We start from the raw sequence: 21,929 nt of genomic DNA, 5'->3' as shown, positions 1-21,929 counted from the left end.
TGAAACGAATTCTTCGATTACTGGATGAGCGCAGGCAAGCTGCGGAACAATAAAGGTGATAAAAAAGAGTCAGAAGGCAGGGAAATCCTGCCTTCTGACTCTTTTTTTAGTCTCCGCTGATTTAAAGGGAGGGTTTTTCAGTGGCCTCGACAAAACGGGAAGCTTTTTGTGTTGGAAATCTGGAGTGATGCATACACGCAAGACGTTAATCGAATAGGCCGAACCAATCAGTTCCAATTCCGAAACCGACAATGATGAGAACCAGAATGACAAAGATGATGATGCCTAACTGTAACGGCTTATAGCCTGTGGTTTTTGGCTCCTGTAGTCCTTCTTTCTCCTCAGGTGGCCGTTGCTTTGCTTGTTCTTCGGTTTCTTTCATGTAATCTTTTTTTTCGCTATTGCTCATTTGACTGCCTCCTCAAACTTGCTGTTAATTGTCTTTACCCTATAAGGAGAAGATTCAATCCCGAAACTTTTCTTCTGCCTGCAACTCACGTTGAGATAATTTCTGAGCCAACTCGCGGCCAAACAGCTGGGAAGATTGGGGATCGCGGCCTGTAAGAATCTGCTCGCTTCCCCAGACAACATAGGCATCCTGCTCTTTTTCCTCATGATAGTCAGCAATTTTTTTCAACTCATCTTCAAGGCTGAAGGGTAATAAATCCATGACTTCTTCTGGCTCATTGTCATTCGGGTAGCCTGTAACTTTGAGGCCTTCGAGAATTCCCCGGCCTTCTTTCGTTTTCGTGTATACGAGAGGAGCCGGACCGTGGCAGACAGCTGAAACAATACCGCCCAGTTCATGGACAATATTGATCACCGCATGCAGATCTTCGTTGTGAGCCAAATCAAACATGGCGCCGTGTCCGCCGACAATCATGATGGCATCGTATTCACTGGCTTTGACGTCGACAATCGGTGTTGTTTTATCCGCTATGCCTGAATCATATTGTTTTTTATAAATGCCCTCTGGATCATAGTCTTTGCTGATGCTTACTGGGTCGACCACAGGTTTACCGCCATCAATGGAAGCCAGTCCGACAACATGCCCTTCTTTTTCGAGTTCCAAGGCAGGTGCGAAAAGTTCTTCTGCCCACCAGCCGGTCACGTAATTATTTTCTTCATCTGTGTAGCCGTTCGATAATACCGCTAATACTTTTGCCATCGTATCTTCCCCCTAGTTGTTAAAAAGTCCTTGTTTCTTCACTTACCCTGTAAGAAAAATCCTGAAACGTGGCATCTAATACGGACTCGGAAATGCATATAAGAATATGCTACATTTATTTAATGAAATGAAAGATGAGGTGGACCGCTTGAAAGAGTTAGTCCAAGAAATCCAAGTGACCTTGCTTGAAGCCATGATTGATGGCAGTAAAGTGGGTGCTATTGTGACTGATCCATCACAGGAAGATAATCCAATCATCTACACAAATAAAACCTTTATTGAAATGACGGTGTATACACAAGAAGAAGTGATTGGACGCAATTGCCGCTTTCTGCAAGGGCCTGCAATAGCAAAAAAGGACATTAAAAAAATGAAAAATGCCATTGCCTGTGAAGAAAAAGTCATGCTGATTTTACAGAATTACCGTAAAGATAGTTCTTCGTTCTGGAATCGGCTGGCTATCGAACCAGTACGCATAGAGGGCCGACTGTATTTTATTGGTACTCAGAAAGATATTACACTGGAGCGCTCTCAGCAAAAGACGATTATGGAAAATGAGTATGAAATTGAAAAGCTGATGCTGCCTATTTTGTCTGTTCAGGAAAATGTTGCGACTGTTGCATTGGTCGGCACCATGAATTTTCAGCGTTTTGAAACATTGAAAGTGAAGATCTGCGAATATATTCAAGAGCATCGCATTGAACACGCTATTATTGACATCACCGGGTTGTCGTGGAATGAAAAATCACCTCTCTACTGGTTCAGGCAAATTTACGACGCACTTCGGGTAATGGGAAGCAAGCTTTACACAACGGGTATTTCCCCGGCCGCCGACCAGCAGTTTGCCAATGATCTGGACCGAGAAAGCCACTTGATCACTTTCTCAACAATTGAAAAAGCGCTGGATTTTATTACACAAAAAAAGCTGGCAAAAACAAATCAGTTGACGGAGGATTGGGCGGTCCCGAAGGAGAAGGCACAAATCCTGAACAATTATTCGCGGCAGGCTGTTCTGCTTGCTGCGATGGAGCATTGAATTTACTCATCAAAAAAGAAAAAGCGGAAGTTTCCAGTACTTCCATCAAAGCCGATGCCCACTTCCAAAGAGACGAAGACAATGGCAGCTTCAAGATCGGAGTCGCATTCAATGCCTGCTTGGAAGGCGTTGGCGAAGCGACAGCAAGAGATCTTGTCGAAAAAACATATGCATTCTGCCCCTAGCCCAAAGCGGCAAGAGAAAATGTTGGCGTAGAATTGAAAATAGTTTAAGAAGTTTCAAAAAAGCCGGAAAGGCACTGCTTTCCAGCTTTTTCTTATGTATAAAAATCAAAATAGAAAACTTGAAGAGGTGCTGGGAAATACAGAAAATGGTTTTAAAAACATGTAGTCGGGTAGAAAGAGAATGCAGAGTTACGAAAAATTCTGAGGAGGTTGAAGCAATGGATAAAGAGGCAAACAAGCAGCAGAATTCTGAGGACATCGAATTCGCAGAATCGGATTCACGTAAGAAGGATGCACTATTCAATGCCGGCAGAAATGACTCTGATTACGATGGCGGGCATCCCGAGGATGTTGTGGCTAAAGATCGCAAGCTCAAGGAAAACCAGCAGGAACAATCGACCAGTGATTCCTTCAACTCAGGCGGAAATGATTCTGATTACGACGGTGGACATCCAGGAGATGCCAAACTAAAGAAAAAAGGCAAGTAAGCTCCATAGGTAAAAACTAAAATCAACCAGGAGGTTTTATTTATGTTTTTTCACGCAGGAGAACTTCAGTATCATGCTAAACCAGACGCTCCAGATCCGGTCTTCGCTAAGCAAGTACAGGAATTGATTGGTGGGCAATTTGGTGAAATGTCAGTTGCGATGCAATACTTATTCCAAGGATGGAGCACAAGAGGGAACGAAAAATATAGAGATTTACTGATGGATACAGGAACGCAGGAGTTGGGGCATATTGAAATGCTTGCAACTATGGTGGCAAGGCTCCTTGAGGGAGCACCTGTCTATGAGCAGGAAAAAGCCGCAAGCGATCCGATTGTTGGAGCAATCATGGGCGGCATGAATCCGCAGCATGCCATCGTCCATGGATTGGGTGCTTCTCCAAAAGACAGCAACGGCGTTCCTTGGAACGCCGGATATATCGTGGCAAGCGGAAACTTATTGGCGGATTTCCGTGCCAACGTCAATGCGGAATCGCAGGGCCGTCTGCAGGTAGCCCGCCTATACAGCATGACAGACGATAAAGGCGTAAAAGATCTGTTTTCATTTCTGTTGGCACGCGACACGATGCACCAAAACCAGTGGCTTGCTGCCATAAAAGAATTGGAAGCGAAGGAAGGCCCGATTGTACCTGGAACACTTCCACCGGAATGGGAAGCTACCGAATACTCCCATACTCTGTATACAAATTCAGAAAGCAGCAAAGAGTTGAAATGGATGCATGAGCCTGCACCGGATGGCCATGAGTTCAAGTTTGGAAAACCGGAGCCATTCAGCGTTAAACCTGAACTGAAACCTGCTCCACCCGAAGCCCATAACTCATTGCCTGAAAATAAATTGAAATAACCCTTTTGAGGCTGTCCCGAAGTCATAAAGCACTGGCTTTTTAGGGGCAGCCTTTGATTTTTTGTAAAAAAAATTTTGGAAGGAAAGAGGTGAAAGATGTGGCAAAAAGACCCTGGGTCATGAAGCAGGAATGGAAGGATGTCGTTTTCTTACACTGGCCAGTGGAGGCGGATTGGCTTCGCCGTTTTATACCAAAAGAATTGGAGGTTGATTTATACGATAAACAGGCATGGATTGGTGTAGTGTTGTTCCGCGCAAAAGCTACACGTCTTCGATTGCTTCCACCGGTTCCCAGCACGCGTTCCTACCTCGAACTGAACGTAAGAACATACGTGAAATACAAAAATAGGCAGGGAGTGTATTTTTTCAGTTTGGATGCGGACAGCCGGCTTGCTGTAACAGGTGCTTCCCTCGGCGGATTTCTGCCCTATAAGCATGCCGATATAAGCATGTCAAAAAAAGCAGAGCAGTGGATATTCGCCAGCCGACGAATCGAAGACGGCCAATTTCCCGAATCCTTTAAGATGACTTTTAAAGAAGATTCAAAGCCCATGTTGGCGAGTCCATTGGAACAGTGGCTGACGGAACGTTATTGTTTGTGGACAAAGCCTAAAGATCAACTTTACCGTGTGGATATAGCACACTCACCTTGGACGCTCCATTATTTAAAAGGCCAAATCCATCAAAACACAATGGCTTCGTACCTGCCTGTTTCCCTCCATCATCAGACACCTATGACTCATTATTCGAAAAAGCAAAAAACCTGGTTTTATGCGCCAGTGAAAGAGTTATAGAAGGGAATATCCCAGTGAAATAAAAATGGGTTTTGAAGATTTTTAGTATGCTTGAAAACACCGATTCCACTTTATCGGTTCCATGGAAAATGAAAACAGACCCGGTATCTTCCGGGTCTGTTACTGTTCAGGAACTGATGAAATCTCCGCCATTTACATGAATCGCCTGACCTGTCACATAGGTCGAATCTTTGGAAGCCAGATAGACATAGGCAGGAGCCAGTTCAGAAGGCTGTCCACGCCGCTCCATCGGTGTATCTCCACCATGTTTCCCAACTTTTTCTGCACTGAAAGTCGCTGGAATCAGAGGCGTCCAAATAGGGCCTGGTGCAACAGAATTCACACGAATTCCCTGCTCAGCCAGATTAGCTGACAAGGAACGCGTGAAGCTCGTGATTGCTCCTTTAGTTGATGAATAATCAATCAGCTCAGGAGAACCGCGGTAAGCTGTGATGGACGATGTGTTGATAACACTGTCTCCTTTTTCGAGATGCGGCAAGGCAGCCTGCGTTAAATAGAACATGCTGAAAATGTTGGTCGAAAAAGTTTCCATCAGCTGATCCGGGCTGATGGCCAGAAAATCATCCTGTGGAAACTGTTTTCCTGCATTATTCACCAGGATATTCAATTGGCCAAATTCAGAAATGACATCCACTACCAGCTGATTGCAATTTTCTACATCGCTGATGTCCGAAGCGAATTTTGCCGCTTTGGCTCCGTACGCTCTAATCGCCTTGATCGTTTCATCGGCATCTTCATGCTCGTCGAGATAAGCGATAGCGACACTGGCACCTTCTTTTGCGTAAGCGACTGCTACTGCACGTCCGATTCCACTGTCTCCGCCTGTAATGAGCGCAACTTTCCCTTCCAGTTTCCCGGAGCCTTTATAGTCTTTATCATCATAAATGGGTTCAGGATCCATTTGCTCTTCTGAACCGGGTTGTTTAGACTGCTCCTGTGGATCTACCTGTTCGTCGATTTTTTCAAATTTATCTTTAGGCATGCTGAATCCTCCTTAAAAAATAAATAACATCATGTTCCTTATTCCCGTTGGTGTTTCACTTAAACACAATTAGCAATTAGTTGGAAGTCAACGGCGCAATGCTGCCGCTTGAGCTTTTAAAGAAAAAAACGGAAACACCCGCTGGACTGGGCATTTCCGTTTTACAGGGCGGCAGATTCAGAAAAACCGTTACGATTCTCCCGTAACAACGCCGCAGGCAATCCGGTCACCTGAGTCACCGGACGGGTCTGTTGTGTGGTCATCTTCTCTCGCATGAATGACGAGAGCCGTGCCGCCTTCTTTAAGCAGTGAGTTTTCTTCCCCGATTGCGAGCGTCACATTTTCAGCTATAAACTCCTGTGTGACCGTGCCGTCATCGTTTGCTTCAATGTTTGGCAAATCCCCAGCGTGTGGTCCATCAGGATGGTCCTTGCCGTGCATAGCCCCGGTTGGATTAAAGTGGGCCCCGGCTGATTCAAAGTCAGGGGCTTCGCACAGTCCAGTTTCATGGAAATGAATGCCGTGCATACCTTGCTCTAAGTTTTCAATTTCAAGTACTACGGCAACACCGGCGTCTTCTTGAGACAATTCTGCAGTGCCGATTGAATCTCCGTCACTGTTCATCATCTCCACAGTCAACATGAGAATTTCTTCTCCGCTTTCTTCATCTGTTTCATCTCCAAGCTGCGGCAAGTCATCTCCATCATCTTCAAGTTCCTGTTCTGTTGCGCCATCGGATTCTGTCGGTGGATCTTCTGCGCTTTCATTGCCGCAGGCTGCAAGGAACAATAAGAAAGCCAGTACGAAAACAAGCAAAAGCCAACGCTTCATCTGAACTCCTCCCTCGAAATCGTGTTACTCTACATTACACGTATCTGTTGCTCAATAAACGCAATTTTCTGTAATCGATTCTTTTGTAGGAGAAAAAAGGCTTATGCGCCTCTTTTTCGGAAGATAAATAGCAGCCCTAGCAGTGCAGACAGCACACTGATGATAAGGGATGGTTTGAAGAATGGCGGCTGGTAGGTCAAAGAAATAGTGTTGTCACCCGGTTCCAAAGGAACTGCAGAAAAGGCATAATCAGCCTTCAGCACTTGTGTTTCCTGTCCATTCACAGAAGCCCGCCAGCCCTGTTCGTAAGGGATGGACAGTTTTAAGTATTCATCGTTTGCAGCATTGGCATAATCAAGAGTGACTTTGCTGCCATTGATTATTAGGTTGCTGGCTCGATCTGGCTGGTCGGCCTGCTCCTGCAAAATTTCATAAGTCTCTGAATGGAGTTGAATTCCCGTCAATTCATAGGAACCTTCGGGAAGGCGTATTTTGACTTGTTTGTCTGCAGGAATACGGATGGTAATATCATCGACAAATGTTTTATAGACCGATTGATTGGATTTTCTGGTCGTTTGATAATCGTTGACCTGAAGAGTAAAGCCCTGATCGGCCGCCTGGGTTTCCAAATGGAAGGATACAAACAAATCACCATCGGATTCCATCAGATTTTCCACATTCAGATTTAAGCCTCCGGTTTCTTCCGTGACCTCCAGAATACTGCCATCATAGGACGCACCAACTGTAGCCACTTCATAGCCTATCTTGATATCATCGTTTATGGATAGAGACTCAGCATCTTGAGCCTGATCGAGTACAATACCTGACAGCATGGCTTGCTCGCGCATGAGCACGGGCATTTCCGCTAATTGCTGTTCCTGATAAACAGTAGAAGTGGATCGGGCAAACGGCAGGACATGGTCATTTTCATAGACTGCGTAATTGTCTGATGAACGGATTTCTGTAAAGCCGAATGGAATGTTATTATCCCTGATTGGCCGTATGGTGTATTTGCCTTGCAGCATACTGTACAGATTGGCCCGATTTCCCAGAGTCGCATAGCGGCTGACACTTTCACGTCCCATATCAATTTGGAGATCATATAGATAAAAGGACAATAAACTCTTATTTAAAATACTCGAATAGGCACTCAATCCTTGGAAATCCTGAACGATCGGGGTGTTGTTGCGGACGCCTTCCATCCATTCAATGCGATAAGGACCGCCGGTTTCTTTGGCATGAATATACTCCAGAAGCCCATTTATTTCAGGATCGTCATAGTCAGCTCCGGTCATTAATTCTTCACCGACCTGCGCAATATCTCCATCTTCAAGAATTTTTTCCCATTGATAAAGATTGGCAAACAGCAACGTCCCTGCAAACAGAAAAACCATTAACAGCCCCTTGAAAAAGGGTTTTTTATAACGAATATAAAAGAATAACAGCAACAGCGTTAACAGCAGGCTGCCGAAAGTGAAAAGTGAAACCTGTGAATGGATTTCAAAATCTTCATCTCTGTACGCATACAATGCGAAAAAGAAGATCGCAAAAACAGCTGCAATCAACAGACGGCGAATCGTGAATTTAGGCAATTGATCGAATGCTGCCGCAACAGCCCCGCCAATAACCAGGGACAAAAAGTATTCCCAGCGGTATTGCGGAGCAGAGAACCCGTTAAAGGCACTGCCGATCAACGGGCTGTGATGCATAATGATCCCGACAATTCCCAGCAGCGCAAACAAGCGAAACGTTTTATTGCGATACAGAAATCCGCAAAATAACAGCAACACGAAAATTGCTGGCAGGACGATAGAGCGGCTGTCGAATAAAATATTGTCCGTCATATCGAGCCATGGAATTTCCTGTTGAAAGTCGGGCCTGTGATTATTCAAATATGCATACACAGCGGGAATAAAGGAAACCGCACTGATGCCAGCTCCAATAAGGCCAGTGACTACAAAACTCATTATCGCTTTCTTCTTGTCCTGCTCATCCGGACCCAGCGGGATAAACAACCGGAAAAGAATGTAAAGAGAAGTCAATAAAAAATTAATGTAAGCAAAATAGAAGTTGTCGATCATCGAAATAGCGACAGCGACTAAAAACCATCCAGGCTTTTGTTCGCGGAAAATCTTTTCGACCCCGAACAGGAGAATTGGCAGCCATAGAAAAGCGTCCGCGAAAAATTCCCAATACGTGACATGGCGGAAATACATACCTGAAATACCATATAGAGAAGCTCCCAGCAGAGCTGCAGGCTTCGAAATCTTCATATACATGAACAGACGTGTCGTGATGAACAATACTGCAGCCAAACGGATCACGCTGATAAAGACGGCCGCATTTGCCCAGAACAGCACATCCGTGGTCTGAACGATATGAACGGCCTCTAGTACGAAAACAATCACTACTGATACTAAGAACACAATCGAAGTAGAAAAGTAATAAGACAATTCACTGAAGGTGCCAGCCCCTAAACCAAAATCGAACGAGTAAAAAAATTCCCCCCGGGTATATTGTTCATATAAAAGATGCTTAAAGGGCATCATTTGCGAGAGGCCGTCATTGATGCCTACCATGAAGTGGCTGCGTGACCACTGGTAGAGAAAAACAGCATGGCCGACAGCCGATAATAGTAAGCTGAAGAATAATAGCAGAAGAGCAGGGTGTAGCTTTTGCATAGAGTCACCGTCTTTTTGCATATTTTGAATGAGCCGGATCTTTGAGAATTCTGCCTGATACGACAAAGGTTATCGGAACTGTAAACAGTACCGCCGCAAAAGGGGCAATGTTGCTGTTAAGGTGCAGAAATTCGACGAAAACAAAGATCAGGGCTGTGGAAACAGACATATTAACGACCTGCGTCAAAGGGAAATAAAGATATTTCTTTACCGTGGGTTTGATTCGATAAGTCACATAGCAGTTCAGGAAAAAAGAAATGTTCAAACTGATCAAAAAGCCGACAATATGTGCCAGCAGATAAGGCAAAGAGAACGCATTGTGCAGCACCAGGTAAATGCTGTAATAGCTCAAGGTATTGATTATACCGACAAAAACAAAGCGGGTGAATTCAGTGTTCAGCGCTTTAAGGCTCATCGTATTCATCCACATTACTGATATCCACCAGGAAATGCGGGCGCTGCTTGGTTTCGTTGTAGATGCGTCCAATGTATTCACCGATGACGCCGAGGCTGATCAATTGGATGCCTCCCAGTAAAAGGATTGCCGTAATTGTTGTAAAGTAACCTGGAGCCCCGATGCCTTCACGCATGATATTGAAGAGCGTGAAGAAAATATAGATGAGTGACAAAACCAAGACCAGAAAGCCTGTGTAAAAACAAACGCGCAAGGGCTTCATATTAAATGAGATGATGCCGTCAATACCATAATTGACAAGGCTGCTGAACGACCATTTTGAATCGCCATCCGTACGCAGCACGTTTTCGTAGTTGATCGTTTTTTTGCTGAGGCCGATCCAAGAAAATAGCCCTTTGGAGAATCGGTTGCTTTCACTCAATGCCAGGATGGCATTGATGGCTTTGCGGCTCAGCAGGCGGAAATCCCCTTCGCCATCCTGCAGATCAACATCGGTAATCGAGTTGATCAGTTTGTAGTAGAAGGCCGAAAGCATGGAACGTACTTTAGAGTCCCCAGTGCGAGACCGTCTGGCAACGACCTGGTTAAAGCCTTCCTCGTAGCCCTCCACCATTTCTCCTATCAAGGTGGGCGGATGCTGCAAATCGCTGTCCATCACAATGGCGGCGTCCCCTTTAATGCGCCTTAGGCCGGCAAGCATTGCTGACTCTTTGCCGAAGTTTCGTGTCAATGAAATGTATTTCACGCTGTCATACGTCTCTGCCAGCTTTAAAATTTCCTGCAGAGTGCCGTCACTGCTGCCATCATTGATGAACATAATTTCATAACGATAGGGAAGAGACTCAAGTTCCTGCACCAATCTGCCGTACATGGAAGCGATGTTTGCTTCTTCGTTATAAGCTGGAACAACAATAGAGATGAGCTTCATTATTATTTCCCCTTTCGAGCTGTTGATAAAAATTTCCTTAAAGATTATATTACCCGCGGCATTTAAGAAGTATGCCTTGCGAAAATGAAACTTCCTAGCTTTACATACGTACATAGTATACGTCAGGTGTTTTAAGAAAACATTTGTCTGAAGATTCAGCTTGAAAATTACTGTCCGGGAAACTTCAGGCCATTCGATTTGACGGGAAAAACCCCTGAATCTGACAATCTGTTGGCAGGCTTTATTCGTTGGATTTTACATGCTGGACTGATACCATTAAAATAGAATACATACTGATGAATGGAGAGTGTTAAGAATGGCGATCAATCTTGTAAAAGGCCAGAAAATCGATTTAACAAAAGGACGGTCATCGCTTTCAAGCATCATGGTTGGTTTGGGCTGGGACCCTGTTGAAACCAAAAAAAGCGGAGGTTTCCTAAACAGCCTGTTCGGCGGTGGAGGCGGTGGAGCTGACATTGACTGTGACGCATCTGTACTGCTCCTGGATGAAAACGGCAAGCTTACAGCAAAAGAAAATCTGATCTATTTCGGCAACAAGAAAAGCAAAGATGGCAGCATTGTCCACTCAGGCGATAACTTGACTGGCGAAGGCGAAGGTGACGACGAAATGATCCATGTCGACTTGAAACGCATCTCCCCTTCTATTCATCGCTTAGTCTTCGTCGTTAATATCTACAATGCGAAACAAAAGAAACAGGATTTCGGCATGATTGAAAATGCTTTTATCCGCTTGGTCGACAATCAGTCGAAAGAAGAACTGGTCCATTATAACCTTACCGACAATTATGCCGGGAAAATGTCGCTGATCACTGGCGAACTTTATCGTCATGGTGCAGAGTGGAAGTTTTCTGCCATCGGAGATGGGGCATCAGAACACGATATCGGATCTATCGCAAACAAATATTCTTAAGGAGTGAAGGGACAATGGCCATCAATTTATCAAAAGGACAAAAAGTAGATTTGACAAAATCCAACCCCGGCTTATCCAAAGTAATTGTAGGTTTGGGATGGGATACCAATAAATATGATGGAGGACAAGATTTCGACTTGGATTCCTCAGTCTTCCTCCTGAATAGTGAAGGCAAAACGGCTTCAGAAGCTGATTTTATCTTCTATAACAACACTAAAGGCGCTGGTGGAGCGGTGGAACACACCGGTGACAATCAAACCGGCGAAGGCGAAGGCGATGATGAACAGGTGAAGGTCAATCTATCGGCTATTCCGGCTTCAATCGAAAAAGCGACGTTTGCTATCACAATCCATGATGCAGAAGGACGCGGCCAGAACTTTGGCCAGGTAAGCAATTCATATGTCCGCATTGTCAATGGAGATACAGATGAAGAATTGATCCGTTACGATTTGGGTGAAGATTTTTCAATTGAAACTGCGGTCGTTGTGGGTGAACTTTACCGCCACGGAGGAGAATGGAAATTTAATGCCATTGGCAGCGGTTATCAAGGCGGCTTAGAGTCTCTTGTGAAGGACTTTGGCTTAAACAGCTGAGTAAACGATGGGAAAGCAAGGAGACTGTCTCCTTGCTTTTTCTCCATTCATATATGAAATGATAATTTGAACGGGCTGTAGCAGCAGCATGCCGGGAGGGACCACGCATGAGACATTTCAGCGGATTGACAGATTCTGATTTAAAGACTTTTTTTAAATATTACCCGGCAGAATTTAACCGTGATACGGAACGGGAAACCTTAGGCCTGGCACTGGGTGCGGCACTTTACACACCGGGATCCAGAGTGGATTTCGCCCAGAAGATTTTGAGTGGAAGTTACAGCAGCGGTGCATTTTCCGGCTTAACAACATTAATTGTCTGCCTGGAAGACGCAGTAGCCGATACGGAGCTGGAGCAGGCGGAACAAAATGTAGTGGGCGAGTTTAAAAAACTGGCAGAGGCGAACTTAGAGCAATGGATGGCCGGTCCATCACTGTTTTTGCGGATTCGCACGCCCGAACAATTGGATAAATTGATCAAACAGGCGGGCACTGCATTAAGCGTGTTGACTGGCATCGTTTTCCCGAAATGTTTGCCGGCTACACTGCCTTTATTTTTCGAAGCCTTGGATCGTGCCAGCAGAGCAGCCGGCAGAAAACTTTACGCGCTGCCTCTGCTTGAAACGAAAGAAGTGCTGTACAGTGAATCTCGTGAACAGACGTTGGCGGAATTATATGAAATCATGAGATTAGAAGCGGACCGGGTTTTGACGATTCGTGTAGGCGCAACCGATTTTTCCAGCCTTTATGGCTTGCGGCGCCCTGCAGAACGGACAATTTACGATGTCCATATCATTCGTGATTGCCTGACTGCCATCCTTAACCGTTTTAACCGTGCAGAAGATGGCTTTACCGTTTCCGGCCCAGTGTACGAACATTTCTCGGGTGGGGAACGGTTGTGGCTGTCTTCAAAACCGGAGCAAACGCTGTGGGAAGAAGTCCAGCTGGACGTTCTGAACGGTTTTAAAGGAAAAACCTGTATCCACCCGTCTCAAATCTCAATCGTCAATGCCGGCCATATCGTATCCCTTGAAACTTTTGAAGACGCTAGTTTGATCCTCAACGAGAGCGTCAAGCGGAACGGTGTCCTGCAAAGTCCCAAGCGCAATAAAATGAACGAAGTAAAACCGCATTTGAGCTGGGCAAGGAAAATTGCCGCTCAAGCGGAAGTCTATGGGGTGCTGAATGAAAACTATCAACCAATCGATGTCCTCAACCACATCCGGACTAACCAACTGTCAAATCAATACTAAGTTATGGGATAACCTGGATATTAATATTACGGTTGCAAATGCTTATCCCGGACTCTCACCGGAATCGCTTTTTTCCGTAGCCTTGCGTGTCAATAAAAAGCGCCAGTTTCTATTCGTCAGCAAACTGATTGCCAAACACTTGGCAGTCCACCCGTCTGTGGCGCTGGGAACAGGAACCTTATTGGCTTCATTGCTGATGGAAAGAGCGGGGCTCGAAGGTCATCCCGATACGCGTTCACTCGTTAAAATGATCGAAACAGGTGCTATAGATCATGAAAAAAGCTTGAAATCACTGCAATTTAGAAAAACGATGCCTCAGAAAACAGTTTTCATCGGCATGGCTGAAACGGCAACCGGCCTTGGCCATTCGGTTTTTCAGCATTTCGAGAGAGCTGCTTATATTCATACAACACGTGAAGAAATTATCGGCATTACCCCATCTTTTGTCTTTGAAGAAGAGCATTCCCACGCAACGTCCCATAAAGTATATGCGCCTTCCGGTATGCTTGAAGAAGCGGAAACCATCGTCTTGATTGATGATGAAATCTCTACAGGCAATACGCTGCTGAACCTGGTTTGTGCGTTGGATGATCAATTTCCGGGAAAAAATTATGCTTCTCTTTCCATTCTTGACTGGCGAAACGACGGCCAAAAGAAGAAAATGGAAAAAATGGCCAGTGACAGAGGGATCCGTCTGAACATTCTGTCCTTAATGGCCGGCCAGTTTGAATTGGTCCATAGCAAAGCACCGGAAGAACCTGAATTGATGTCATTGAACAGTTCGGGCTCCAGGCTTCCAGATGTCGAATTGCCAGGAAAGAAATTGACTGTCGGTTCGGAGACTGGACAACAGTATGTATCCTATACAGGGCGCTTTGGCATTACCAGCAAGGAACATGACGAAATAGGTGACTGGGCAGAATCCGCAGCCAAATTGGTTGGTCACAAAAGTGATAAGGCGCTGGTCATTGGAGTAGGGGAAAATATGTACTTGCCTTTGCGTTTCGCCTTGGCATTGGGTGGCAACCCGCTTGTACAGACTACAACGCGCAGTCCGATTTTCGCTTCACAGACAGCAGGCTATCCTATCAGGGAAAAAGCCGGGTTTAGATTGCCGGATGCCAAAGAGGTCGGCCAGTTTGTTTACAACCTGAACGAACTGGATATTGACCGCATTTACCTGCTGGCTGAATCTGTCATTGAGAAGTCCGAATGGCAGCCATTGCTTGCGTATCTTGAGAAAAAAGCGCCAGTAGAATGGGTATCTCTGACAACCAGCAAAAGGAGTGACGAGATCGAATGATAGCAACGGGCCTAGTAAAAACGAGTTATCCGAAAGAAGATATCACTTTCCTATTGAAAGACGTAAGCGAAGAATTTATTGAAAGTACGTTGGAGGAACGGGAAAAAGCGGTTCAGACAGGTGCACATTATGCAGAACGGCTGCCGATGGAATATCGTCCTTCTGATGAATACACAAATCTTTACCATGAAACGGTAAAAAAGACCAAACAGCAATTAAGTTATCTGGTCGGACTGGTGACGCGCCGCATTTTCATGAATGCAGGAACGGATGATGTTGTTCTCGTGTCATTGGCGCGTGCAGGCAGCCCAATCGGTGTTTTGATCCGCCGCTACGCCCAGCGAGTGATGAATATGAACTGGCCGCATTACAGCGTCTCCATTTTGCGCGATAAAGGGATTGATGAAAAAGCGATCGATTCGATTCGTGCCGCACATCCGACCAGCCGCATCCAATTTGTGGATGGCTGGACCGGAAAAGGGGCTATCCAAAAGGAATTGACTAAAGCGGTTAACAGCCTTAACTCGGAAAAAGCCATGGACTTGCATGACGATATGGCTGTGTTGGCTGACCCAGGTGCCTGTGCGGTATTGTTCGGCACACGTGAAGACTTTCTTATTCCAAGCGCCTGCCTGAATGCGACCGTTTCGGGATTGGTGAGCCGCACCATTCTCAACAAACTGTATATCGGTGAAGATGATTTCCATGGAGCGAAGTTTTACGGCGAGCTGCTGGGAGAGGATTTATCCAATGATTTTGTCGACCAGATTACGGAATGTTTTGCCGGGACTCGTGAAAGAGTTGAAAAGGATGCTGTCTCTACGCCGGTGACGGCGGAAAGAACATGGCAGGGCATGAGGGAAGTCGAAGCGATCGGCCAGCAGATGTATAGTGAAACCGACTATCATCTGATCAAACCGGGAGTTGGGGAAACGACACGTGTCCTGCTTCGCAGAAGCCCGTGGAAGGTTTTGGTCAACAGCCTGGATAATCCGGATGTCCACCATATTTTGATGCTGGCAGAAGAAAAAGAGATACCGGTGGAAGTTGTTCCTGACTTGTTTTATCGCGCAATCGGCTTGATCCGTTCAGGTAAAGAATTATGACGGTATTATTCGCCAGCGATTTGGATCAGACGTTAATCTATTCACGCAATTCGATGGGAATGAATGTGACAGAAGGAGAATTGGTTGAAGTGGAGCGCTACGAAGGCAAGCCTTTGTCTTTCATGACCCAAAACAGCCAGTCAGAGCTGTGGAAAATCAACGATGCCGCATTCTTTTTGCCGGTGACCACGCGAACGCAGGCTCAATACGAGCGGGTCACAGGCATTTTCAGAGGACAGCAGGCGCCGCGTTTTGCGATCATTTCCAATGGAGCGGTCATTTTGGAAAATGGCCAGCCAATCAAGGAATGGTCGGATGGGATTCGCCAAAAGTGCATCAGCCAGAAAACCATCATTGCGGAATTGCTGCCGGAGATCGAGCGCCATTTCTCGGAAGACTGGGTGCTGAAAGTGCGGGAAGCGGACGATTGGTTCGTCTACCTGATTGTGGACCGTGCCCGTTTTCCTGAAGACAAGCTTGATTTCTATACGACAGCTTTCAAAAAGCTCGGGTGGGGTATGTCCTTGCAGGGCCGGAAGCTTTATTTTATGCCGGAAAGCATCACGAAAGCAGCTGCCATGGAGTATGTCAAAGAACGTCTGGGCGCCAGCTATGTTTTTGCTGCCGGAGATTCGCTGCTGGATCTCGATTTATTGGAAAGTGCAGATTATAGCATGTTGGCTTCCCATGGTGAAGCAGTGAGAAGCGCAGTTCCGGTATCTGGGCATATTCACAAAACGGATAGACACGGCATCAAAGCAGGAGAAGAAATCTTGGCCCGTGTTGCCGAGATTTCATTGCAGCGCAAGTAAGCAACAAAGCAAGGAGAGATTCCGATGGTTCAATTGCATCCGATCCCCGCAAAAACCTGGGATCCGGAAAAGATCGGGGAGTGGCTGAAAAAACCGATTGTGGATCACAGCGAAACTAAAATTGAAGAAAATCAGATTACGTATCCGCAGCTGCTTGGACAGGTGAAGGGCATGACTCTTGATGGCGATGAGTATTTTGCCGCTATCTACGATGTTATCGAAGCGTCAGAAGGGCGGTTAATCCGGCTCTCTGATAAGATGAACAAACATATCGAGCAGGATCGTCTGCGGACATTGCAGGATCTGTTTGAAATGAATAAAAAAGAAAAAGGCCTGTCGCCAAACCGAATGGTGGCGTTTCTCGATGGTAAAGGGCTGTTGCCCCGATTAAAGGATTCCGACCTGAACAGACGTCTCCGGGTTGTGTTGATCGATGTCCTGAAAGCTTTCCAGGAGCAATCTGAAGGAAACACGACCCATTCCTCTTTCCGGCGCGTCACGACTGATTTGGTCAAGTGGATATTTAACCACATCGAACCTGAAATTGAAAAGTTGTCGCTGGAAAAAGGCTTGCCGGGCTTTCTATGGTACGGCAGCGCTTCGGAAAGTGAGACCTGGTTTTTGAAACTGGCAGCCGCTTTCGGCTTCCACGTCATCGTCTACGACCCTAAAGGAGAAGGCTGGTTCGAGCAGGCAATTGGAAAAGAAGGGCTTCACAGCCATAGTTTTCAAGTGAATGCCACATCACTCTTGCCTTTTCCGGAAGAAAAGCCGAAACGTGTCGGCACGGTCGCTTACCGGGCAACCCAGGAAGTGGATCGCCTGCTGCATCACGATGATTCAGGGCTCTATAAACCTTTCCAATTCAAATCCTATTTGACCCACTCGGTACGGTTAAAAACGACAATGGATGAGGCATTCATGCTTGCCAAAGAGCGCGCGATGGTTCGTCCATCGTTTTCAGTCGCGAGTGGAAGCGTCAACATTCCAGTGGTTTTCTCGAAGCTTATGGGCATCGAGAAAGACCGCAGACGCTTTTGGGAAAATGTCCACAATTTGACCGAGCGTGAAGATACGAAATTGGTCAGAAGCTTTCCTTTTATCGAAGAGCGAAAAGGCAATCAGCAATTCCATTACCGCGCTGCTCTTGGAAGGGACGGACGGCTCGATCCCGAAAAAATGAAAGCCGCACATTGGTGGAAATACAATAAATTGCCGGATGGCGTCCAAACTGCGATAGCAGCAGCGATTGCCAGACATGTAGAGAAACCGATCTTGCTGCCACAAAACGGCGAATCATTTGAGGAATTGCAGCTTTATGCTTTTTCACAATCCATGTCGCTTCCGGATTCAGTGATCCAGTTGATCCAGTTATTCGATTACCCGCAGTTCGTACCGACGATGCTGTTCTACAACGAAGAAAAAGACGGTGAGTTGAGCCGTGCAGACGCCAATATGATCGCCTTGATCCACACGTTCGGGCTTGATGTCATCATCATCAACCCACAGGGGCATCAGGACATCGAACGCTGGCTCGATCCCGAATCGTTTGATATGCACTGGCTGGATGAACGGAGCTTTAACGAGCCTTACCGTGAGCCTTCTGTGGTGAAAAAAATATTCAGAAAATGGCTGTAGCCAAAAAGGAGTGAAAACCGATGACCAATATGCCAGATCAAATTGAACAACAGGAATTGGTGATGAAAGACGAAAATCAATTAAAGGTTCAGTTGAAAAAAGATCCTAAAGTCATTCAACTGGCTTCCAAGATCGACCCTAAAAATCAAATCGCTTTATTGGAATTCGGCCGTGAGCCCGCCAATGAGATTTCCGCTTTTACAGGAAAAGTATTGAATTCCGTCCAGGCAAACAGCATGGAGGAATCCAGTGAACTGCTGAAACAACTTGGCAAAATCATGGATAAATTCGATAAAAAGGATTTTGTTGAAAAAAAGGGTTTTTTCAACAAAATTTTCAATAAAGGCAATAAAGTGATTGAGCAGTTATTCAACAAGTACCAGACCATGGGAACTGAAATTGACAAAGTATACGTTGAAATCACCAAGTACGAAGGCGAAATGAAAAAATCGACAACTACTTTGGAGGAACTGTATAACCAAAATTTCAATTACTTCATGGAGCTGGAAAAATACATCGCAGCAGGCGACATCAAAGTCGAGGAACTGAAAGCCCAGGAACCGGCTGTCCGTGCAAAAGCGGAGTCAGGCGACCAAATGGCTCTTATGGAATTGAACTCCCTGCAAAGTGCAATCGAGCTTCTGGAACAGCGCGTCTACGATCTTGAAATGGCGAAACAGGTTTCCTACCAGTCGGCCCCTCAAATCCGTATGCTGCAGCGCGGCAATACCAAGCTGATCGGAAAAATCAATTCGGCTTTCGTTACGACCATTCCGATTTTTAAAACCGGTTTGATCAATGCTATTGCGGCGAAACGCCAAAATCTGGTCGCCGAATCGATGAGCGAATTGGATCGTCGTACCAATGAAATGCTGTTGAATAATGCCAACGACATTTCGCGGCAAAGCGTCGATATTGCAAGAATGTCGGGCCAACCGAGCATCAAGATTGAAACCATTGAACAAACATGGGAGACTATAATGCAGGGGATGAATGACACGCGCGAGATCGAGCAGGAAAATCGCAAAATGCGTGAAGAAGGCCGTCTCCGTATCGAAGAATTGCAGAAAAAGTACGAAGAAACACAGCGTAAAGCTAATTAATCGGAGGAGGAAATCAATATGTCAACTATCAACCTTTCAAAAGGACAGAAGATCGACTTGACGAAAACAAATCCGGGCCTAACAAAAGTGGTCGTCGGTTTGGGCTGGGATACCAATAAATACAGCGGTGGCGGAGATTTCGATTTGGATGCTTCGGTCTTCCTTGTAGGTGAAAACGGTAAATCGCGTGGGCCGGAAGATTTTATCTTTTATAATAATCTAGTTGGGGGCAATGGTTCAGTTACCCATACGGGCGATAACTTGACAGGCGAAGGAGAAGGTGATGATGAGCAGTTGATCATCGACTTGCCAAAAGTTCCTGCTGATATTCATAAAATCAGTTTTACTGTAACAATTCACGATGCAGAAGGCCGCGGACAAAACTTCGGCCAAGTGTCGAATGCCTTTATCCGCATCGTCAACGAAAATTCGAACGAAGAATTGATCCGCTATGATCTTGGAGAAGATTTCTCAATTGAAACGGCTCTAGTGGTCGGCGACTTGTACCGTCACGGAAATGAATGGAAGTTCAACGCAATCGGAAGTGGCTATCAGGGCGGCCTTGCGGCATTAGTAAATGATTATGGCTTAGGTTGATATTAATTAGAAAACGGTTTATCAGTTTATAAAAACATAAGAAAAGACGGCAGGAAGTTTCTGCCGTCTTTTCTTATGCCATCAACTAGGCGATAGCTTTTCAATATACAATTCAAGTTAAGTACAACGAAATTTGAGGGAAGATGATGATCAGGACTAGGACAATTATAAATATCACAAAGAAGGGGATAACCCCTCTAATGACCTGTTCGACCTTCTCTCCGGTTATTCCACTGACAACGAAGAGATTGAGCCCAACCGGTGGTGTGATCATACCTAGTTCCATGTTAACTACCATGATTATGGCGAAGTGGATGACATCGATCTCCAATGCCGCAATGATGGGCAGCAAAATCGGCAAAGTAATCAAGATGATGGCTGTTGGTTCCAGGAACATGCCAAGAACGAAGAACAGCAAACTGACGATGATCAAGAATGTCCACTTATTGAAACCACTGTCACTGACCCAAGCAGCAAAATCCTGTGGAACCTGTTCAGTCGTCAAGAACATCCCGAAAACCAGGGCTGCAGCAATGATCAGGAAAATCATAGAAGTGGTATTGATCGATTCCTTGGTGATTTCGATAAATTGGGACCAAGTCATTTCTCTATAAATAACAATGGAAACGATAATGGCATATAAAGCAGCTAAAAATGATGCTTCTGTCGGTGTGACGATTCCTGTATAAATACTGCCTAAAATAAGAACAGGCATGATAAGCCCCCAGGTAGCTTTTAGGGTAGGGAGCCACCGGTCTTTTAAAGGAACCTTTGGCAATCCACCGTAATTTTTTCGATAAGCTACAAGTACAGCGTAGATAATCAAGGCCAATCCAAGTAAAAGTCCTGGCAGGATCCCTGCAGAAAATAATTTTCCAGTAGATTGTTCAGAAACCGATCCGTAAAGAATTAACGGAATCGAAGGTGGAATCAGAATTCCTAATGTTCCAGCTGCAGCCACCAAACCCATTGAATAGCTTTTTTCATAGCCAGCTTTGACCATCATTGGAATCATAATGGCACCAATCGCAGCGGCAGTTGCAGGACTAGAGCCTGAAATTGCTGCGAAAATCATACAAGTGATGACAGTCACTACGGACAAGCCGCCTTTTGTGTGGCCGACCCAAGAGCGGATGCATTCAATCAGGTATTTGGAGATTCCGCCTTTAGCCATGATCAAGCCAGCGAAAACAAATCCGGGAATCGCCATCAAAGTGGTGCTGTTGACTCCAGTGAACATTCTCTGGATAACCGTATTCAATGAAAAATCCACCATATAGAGACCAATAATGCTGGAAACCGCTAAGCTGATAGCAATCGGCACCCGCAAGAAAGCAAAAACAAAAAGTAAAACGATTACGACTACAGCTGCTTCCATTCTGCATCTCCTCCGCCCGTCACATTTTCTTTCTTAACAAAGTATCGATAAGCTTTTTCACAAAAACGAATAAACAGCAGGGTTCCTGCAATTGGCATGATCAGGTAATTGATCCAAATCGGGAAGCCGACATCAATGGTTTTGATATCTTGGCTAAAAGCTGTCGTCACCATATCCATACCAGTCCAAATAATGAATAGGCTGAAAGCTACACCGATTAGCAAAGTGATGACCTGGGAAAAATGGCGCATTTTGGGACCGAACCGATCGTAGACTACATCTATCGCAATATGTTTATCTTCTTTTAAAGCTGATGAAAAGCCAATAAAAATGGCCCAAACTAAAAGCATGGTATAGATTTCCGTCGCCCAGCTTTGGGAACTGCCCATAATGTAGCGCATGAAGACCGAGTAGAGACTAATACCGATGCCAAATAAGAACAAGATAACGGAGAAAGCGCTTTCAATACGATTCAGATATTTCATTTGAATCCTCCTTAACCACTTTGTATTTTGGATACGAAAAGAATTAGTCAAATCATAATACAAGTCTTAATCAATAACAAGTAAAATTTTGAATTAAAAGAAAACTTAAATATGGATATCGGCCGATTAATCGACTTTTAGATAGAGTTATATGAATTATTATTTATTAAAGAAACCTTAATTTTATTTTTTTTAATAAAATTAGAAAATTTAAATTTTTCTTTACAATAGTTTTCTTCTATGCTAATTTTGTTGTGAGTTGTATCCAAAAATCATTAAAAGGAGCGCAGCTTAAAATTTTTTGTGTGTCAGGTGAATAGGGCTGAAAGAAAGGAAGGTG

23 protein-coding genes are annotated in these 21,929 nt (G+C 45.1%); 14 read left to right on the top strand and 9 right to left on the bottom strand.

The window, feature by feature from the left end:
- Positions 1–205 precede the first annotated feature (205 nt).
- Together J7I83_RS02380 and J7I83_RS02375 are read right to left on the bottom strand one after the other, a co-directional pair.
- Complete coding sequence (locus J7I83_RS02380; protein ID WP_215099083.1) at positions 206–409, bottom strand: hypothetical protein; 204 nt, start codon at positions 407–409, stop codon at positions 206–208.
- 54 nt (positions 410–463) lie between these two features.
- A complete protein-coding gene (locus J7I83_RS02375; protein ID WP_215099082.1) occupies positions 464–1,168 on the bottom strand; it encodes a type 1 glutamine amidotransferase domain-containing protein in 705 nt (234 codons plus the stop codon).
- Between the two features lie 139 nt (positions 1,169–1,307).
- On the opposite strand from J7I83_RS02375, the gene ytvA reads away from it, so the two are divergent.
- From ytvA to J7I83_RS02350, 5 genes are all read left to right on the top strand, one after another.
- A complete protein-coding gene (ytvA, locus tag J7I83_RS17950; protein ID WP_353048219.1) occupies positions 1,308–2,204 on the top strand; it encodes a YtvA family blue-light photoreceptor in 897 nt (298 codons plus the stop codon).
- Positions 2,123–2,389 (top strand): OsmC family protein, encoded by a 267-nt coding sequence (locus J7I83_RS02365; protein ID WP_215099080.1) that lies wholly within the window; start codon positions 2,123–2,125, stop codon positions 2,387–2,389. Before ytvA ends, J7I83_RS02365 begins: the two co-directional genes overlap by 82 nt.
- Before the next feature lie 218 nt (positions 2,390–2,607).
- Positions 2,608–2,877, top strand: a complete 270-nt coding sequence (locus J7I83_RS02360) for a hypothetical protein (protein WP_215099079.1) — start codon at positions 2,608–2,610, stop codon at positions 2,875–2,877.
- A gap of 42 nt (positions 2,878–2,919) precedes the next feature.
- On the top strand, positions 2,920–3,738 hold the full coding sequence (locus J7I83_RS02355; RefSeq protein WP_215099078.1) for a manganese catalase: 819 nt from the start codon (positions 2,920–2,922) through the stop codon (positions 3,736–3,738).
- Between the two features lie 98 nt (positions 3,739–3,836).
- Entirely contained in the window at positions 3,837–4,532 is a 696-nt protein-coding gene (locus J7I83_RS02350) for a YqjF family protein (RefSeq protein ID WP_215099077.1), read from the top strand.
- A 127-nt stretch (positions 4,533–4,659) separates the two neighbouring features.
- Here the strand turns inward: J7I83_RS02350 and J7I83_RS02345 are convergent, their stop codons facing one another.
- The 5 genes from J7I83_RS02345 to J7I83_RS02325 all read right to left on the bottom strand — a co-directional run bounded on the left by J7I83_RS02345 (position 4,660) and on the right by J7I83_RS02325 (position 10,390).
- Positions 4,660–5,535: an SDR family oxidoreductase gene (locus J7I83_RS02345; RefSeq protein ID WP_215099076.1), complete on the bottom strand. Its 876-nt coding sequence runs from the start codon at positions 5,533–5,535 to the stop codon at positions 4,660–4,662.
- A 189-nt stretch (positions 5,536–5,724) separates the two neighbouring features.
- Positions 5,725–6,366: a superoxide dismutase family protein gene (locus J7I83_RS02340; RefSeq protein ID WP_215099075.1), complete on the bottom strand. Its 642-nt coding sequence runs from the start codon at positions 6,364–6,366 to the stop codon at positions 5,725–5,727.
- 101 nt (positions 6,367–6,467) lie between these two features.
- Positions 6,468–9,047 (bottom strand): YfhO family protein, encoded by a 2,580-nt coding sequence (locus J7I83_RS02335; RefSeq protein WP_215099074.1) that lies wholly within the window; start codon positions 9,045–9,047, stop codon positions 6,468–6,470.
- 4 nt (positions 9,048–9,051) lie between these two features.
- A complete protein-coding gene (locus J7I83_RS02330) occupies positions 9,052–9,462 on the bottom strand; it encodes a GtrA family protein (protein ID WP_215099073.1) in 411 nt (136 codons plus the stop codon).
- Entirely contained in the window at positions 9,452–10,390 is a 939-nt protein-coding gene (locus J7I83_RS02325; RefSeq protein ID WP_215099072.1) for a glycosyltransferase family 2 protein, read from the bottom strand. Before J7I83_RS02325 ends, J7I83_RS02330 begins: the two co-directional genes overlap by 11 nt.
- A gap of 316 nt (positions 10,391–10,706) precedes the next feature.
- On the opposite strand from J7I83_RS02325, the gene J7I83_RS02320 reads away from it, so the two are divergent.
- From J7I83_RS02320 to J7I83_RS02280, 9 genes are all read left to right on the top strand, one after another.
- The gene (locus J7I83_RS02320) at positions 10,707–11,321 is read left to right on the top strand and encodes a TerD family protein (RefSeq protein ID WP_215099071.1); all 615 of its coding nucleotides are present in this window, start codon (positions 10,707–10,709) and stop codon (positions 11,319–11,321) included.
- Positions 11,322–11,335: 14 nt separating this feature from the next.
- Positions 11,336–11,914 (top strand): TerD family protein, encoded by a 579-nt coding sequence (locus J7I83_RS02315; protein ID WP_215099070.1) that lies wholly within the window; start codon positions 11,336–11,338, stop codon positions 11,912–11,914.
- A 107-nt stretch (positions 11,915–12,021) separates the two neighbouring features.
- Positions 12,022–13,167 carry an HpcH/HpaI aldolase/citrate lyase family protein gene (locus tag J7I83_RS02310; protein WP_215099069.1) on the top strand — a complete coding sequence of 382 codons (1,146 nt, stop codon included), beginning with the start codon at positions 12,022–12,024 and terminating at the stop codon, positions 13,165–13,167.
- Positions 13,100–14,470 (top strand): phosphoribosyltransferase domain-containing protein, encoded by a 1,371-nt coding sequence (locus J7I83_RS02305; protein WP_215099068.1) that lies wholly within the window; start codon positions 13,100–13,102, stop codon positions 14,468–14,470. The genes J7I83_RS02310 and J7I83_RS02305 overlap by 68 nt, the downstream gene beginning before the upstream one ends.
- The gene (locus J7I83_RS02300; RefSeq protein WP_215099067.1) at positions 14,467–15,576 is read left to right on the top strand and encodes a cysteine protease StiP family protein; all 1,110 of its coding nucleotides are present in this window, start codon (positions 14,467–14,469) and stop codon (positions 15,574–15,576) included. The genes J7I83_RS02305 and J7I83_RS02300 overlap by 4 nt, the downstream gene beginning before the upstream one ends.
- A complete protein-coding gene (locus tag J7I83_RS02295; RefSeq protein ID WP_215099066.1) occupies positions 15,573–16,388 on the top strand; it encodes a hypothetical protein in 816 nt (271 codons plus the stop codon). Before J7I83_RS02300 ends, J7I83_RS02295 begins: the two co-directional genes overlap by 4 nt.
- 24 nt (positions 16,389–16,412) lie before the next feature.
- Entirely contained in the window at positions 16,413–18,026 is a 1,614-nt protein-coding gene (locus J7I83_RS02290) for a YceG family protein (RefSeq protein WP_215099065.1), read from the top strand.
- Between the two features lie 20 nt (positions 18,027–18,046).
- Positions 18,047–19,129: a toxic anion resistance protein gene (locus J7I83_RS02285; protein ID WP_215099064.1), complete on the top strand. Its 1,083-nt coding sequence runs from the start codon at positions 18,047–18,049 to the stop codon at positions 19,127–19,129.
- An 18-nt stretch (positions 19,130–19,147) separates the two neighbouring features.
- On the top strand, positions 19,148–19,726 hold the full coding sequence (locus J7I83_RS02280) for a TerD family protein (protein WP_215099063.1): 579 nt from the start codon (positions 19,148–19,150) through the stop codon (positions 19,724–19,726).
- Positions 19,727–19,838: 112 nt separating this feature from the next.
- Here J7I83_RS02280 and J7I83_RS02275 read toward each other — a convergent pair whose 3' ends face one another.
- Together J7I83_RS02275 and J7I83_RS02270 are read right to left on the bottom strand one after the other, a co-directional pair.
- Positions 19,839–21,104, bottom strand: coding sequence for a TRAP transporter large permease (locus tag J7I83_RS02275; protein WP_215099062.1), 1,266 nt, complete (start codon positions 21,102–21,104; stop codon positions 19,839–19,841).
- Positions 21,089–21,589 (bottom strand): TRAP transporter small permease, encoded by a 501-nt coding sequence (locus J7I83_RS02270; RefSeq protein WP_215099061.1) that lies wholly within the window; start codon positions 21,587–21,589, stop codon positions 21,089–21,091. Before J7I83_RS02270 ends, J7I83_RS02275 begins: the two co-directional genes overlap by 16 nt.
- Positions 21,590–21,929 lie beyond the last annotated feature (340 nt).

The sequence above is a fragment of the Planococcus sp. ISL-110 genome, from assembly GCF_018613575.1.
Taxonomy (GTDB): domain Bacteria; phylum Bacillota; class Bacilli; order Bacillales_A; family Planococcaceae; genus Planococcus.
The sequence above is the reverse complement of the archived record's forward strand: the minus strand, read 5'-3'. Positions and strand labels throughout refer to the sequence as shown.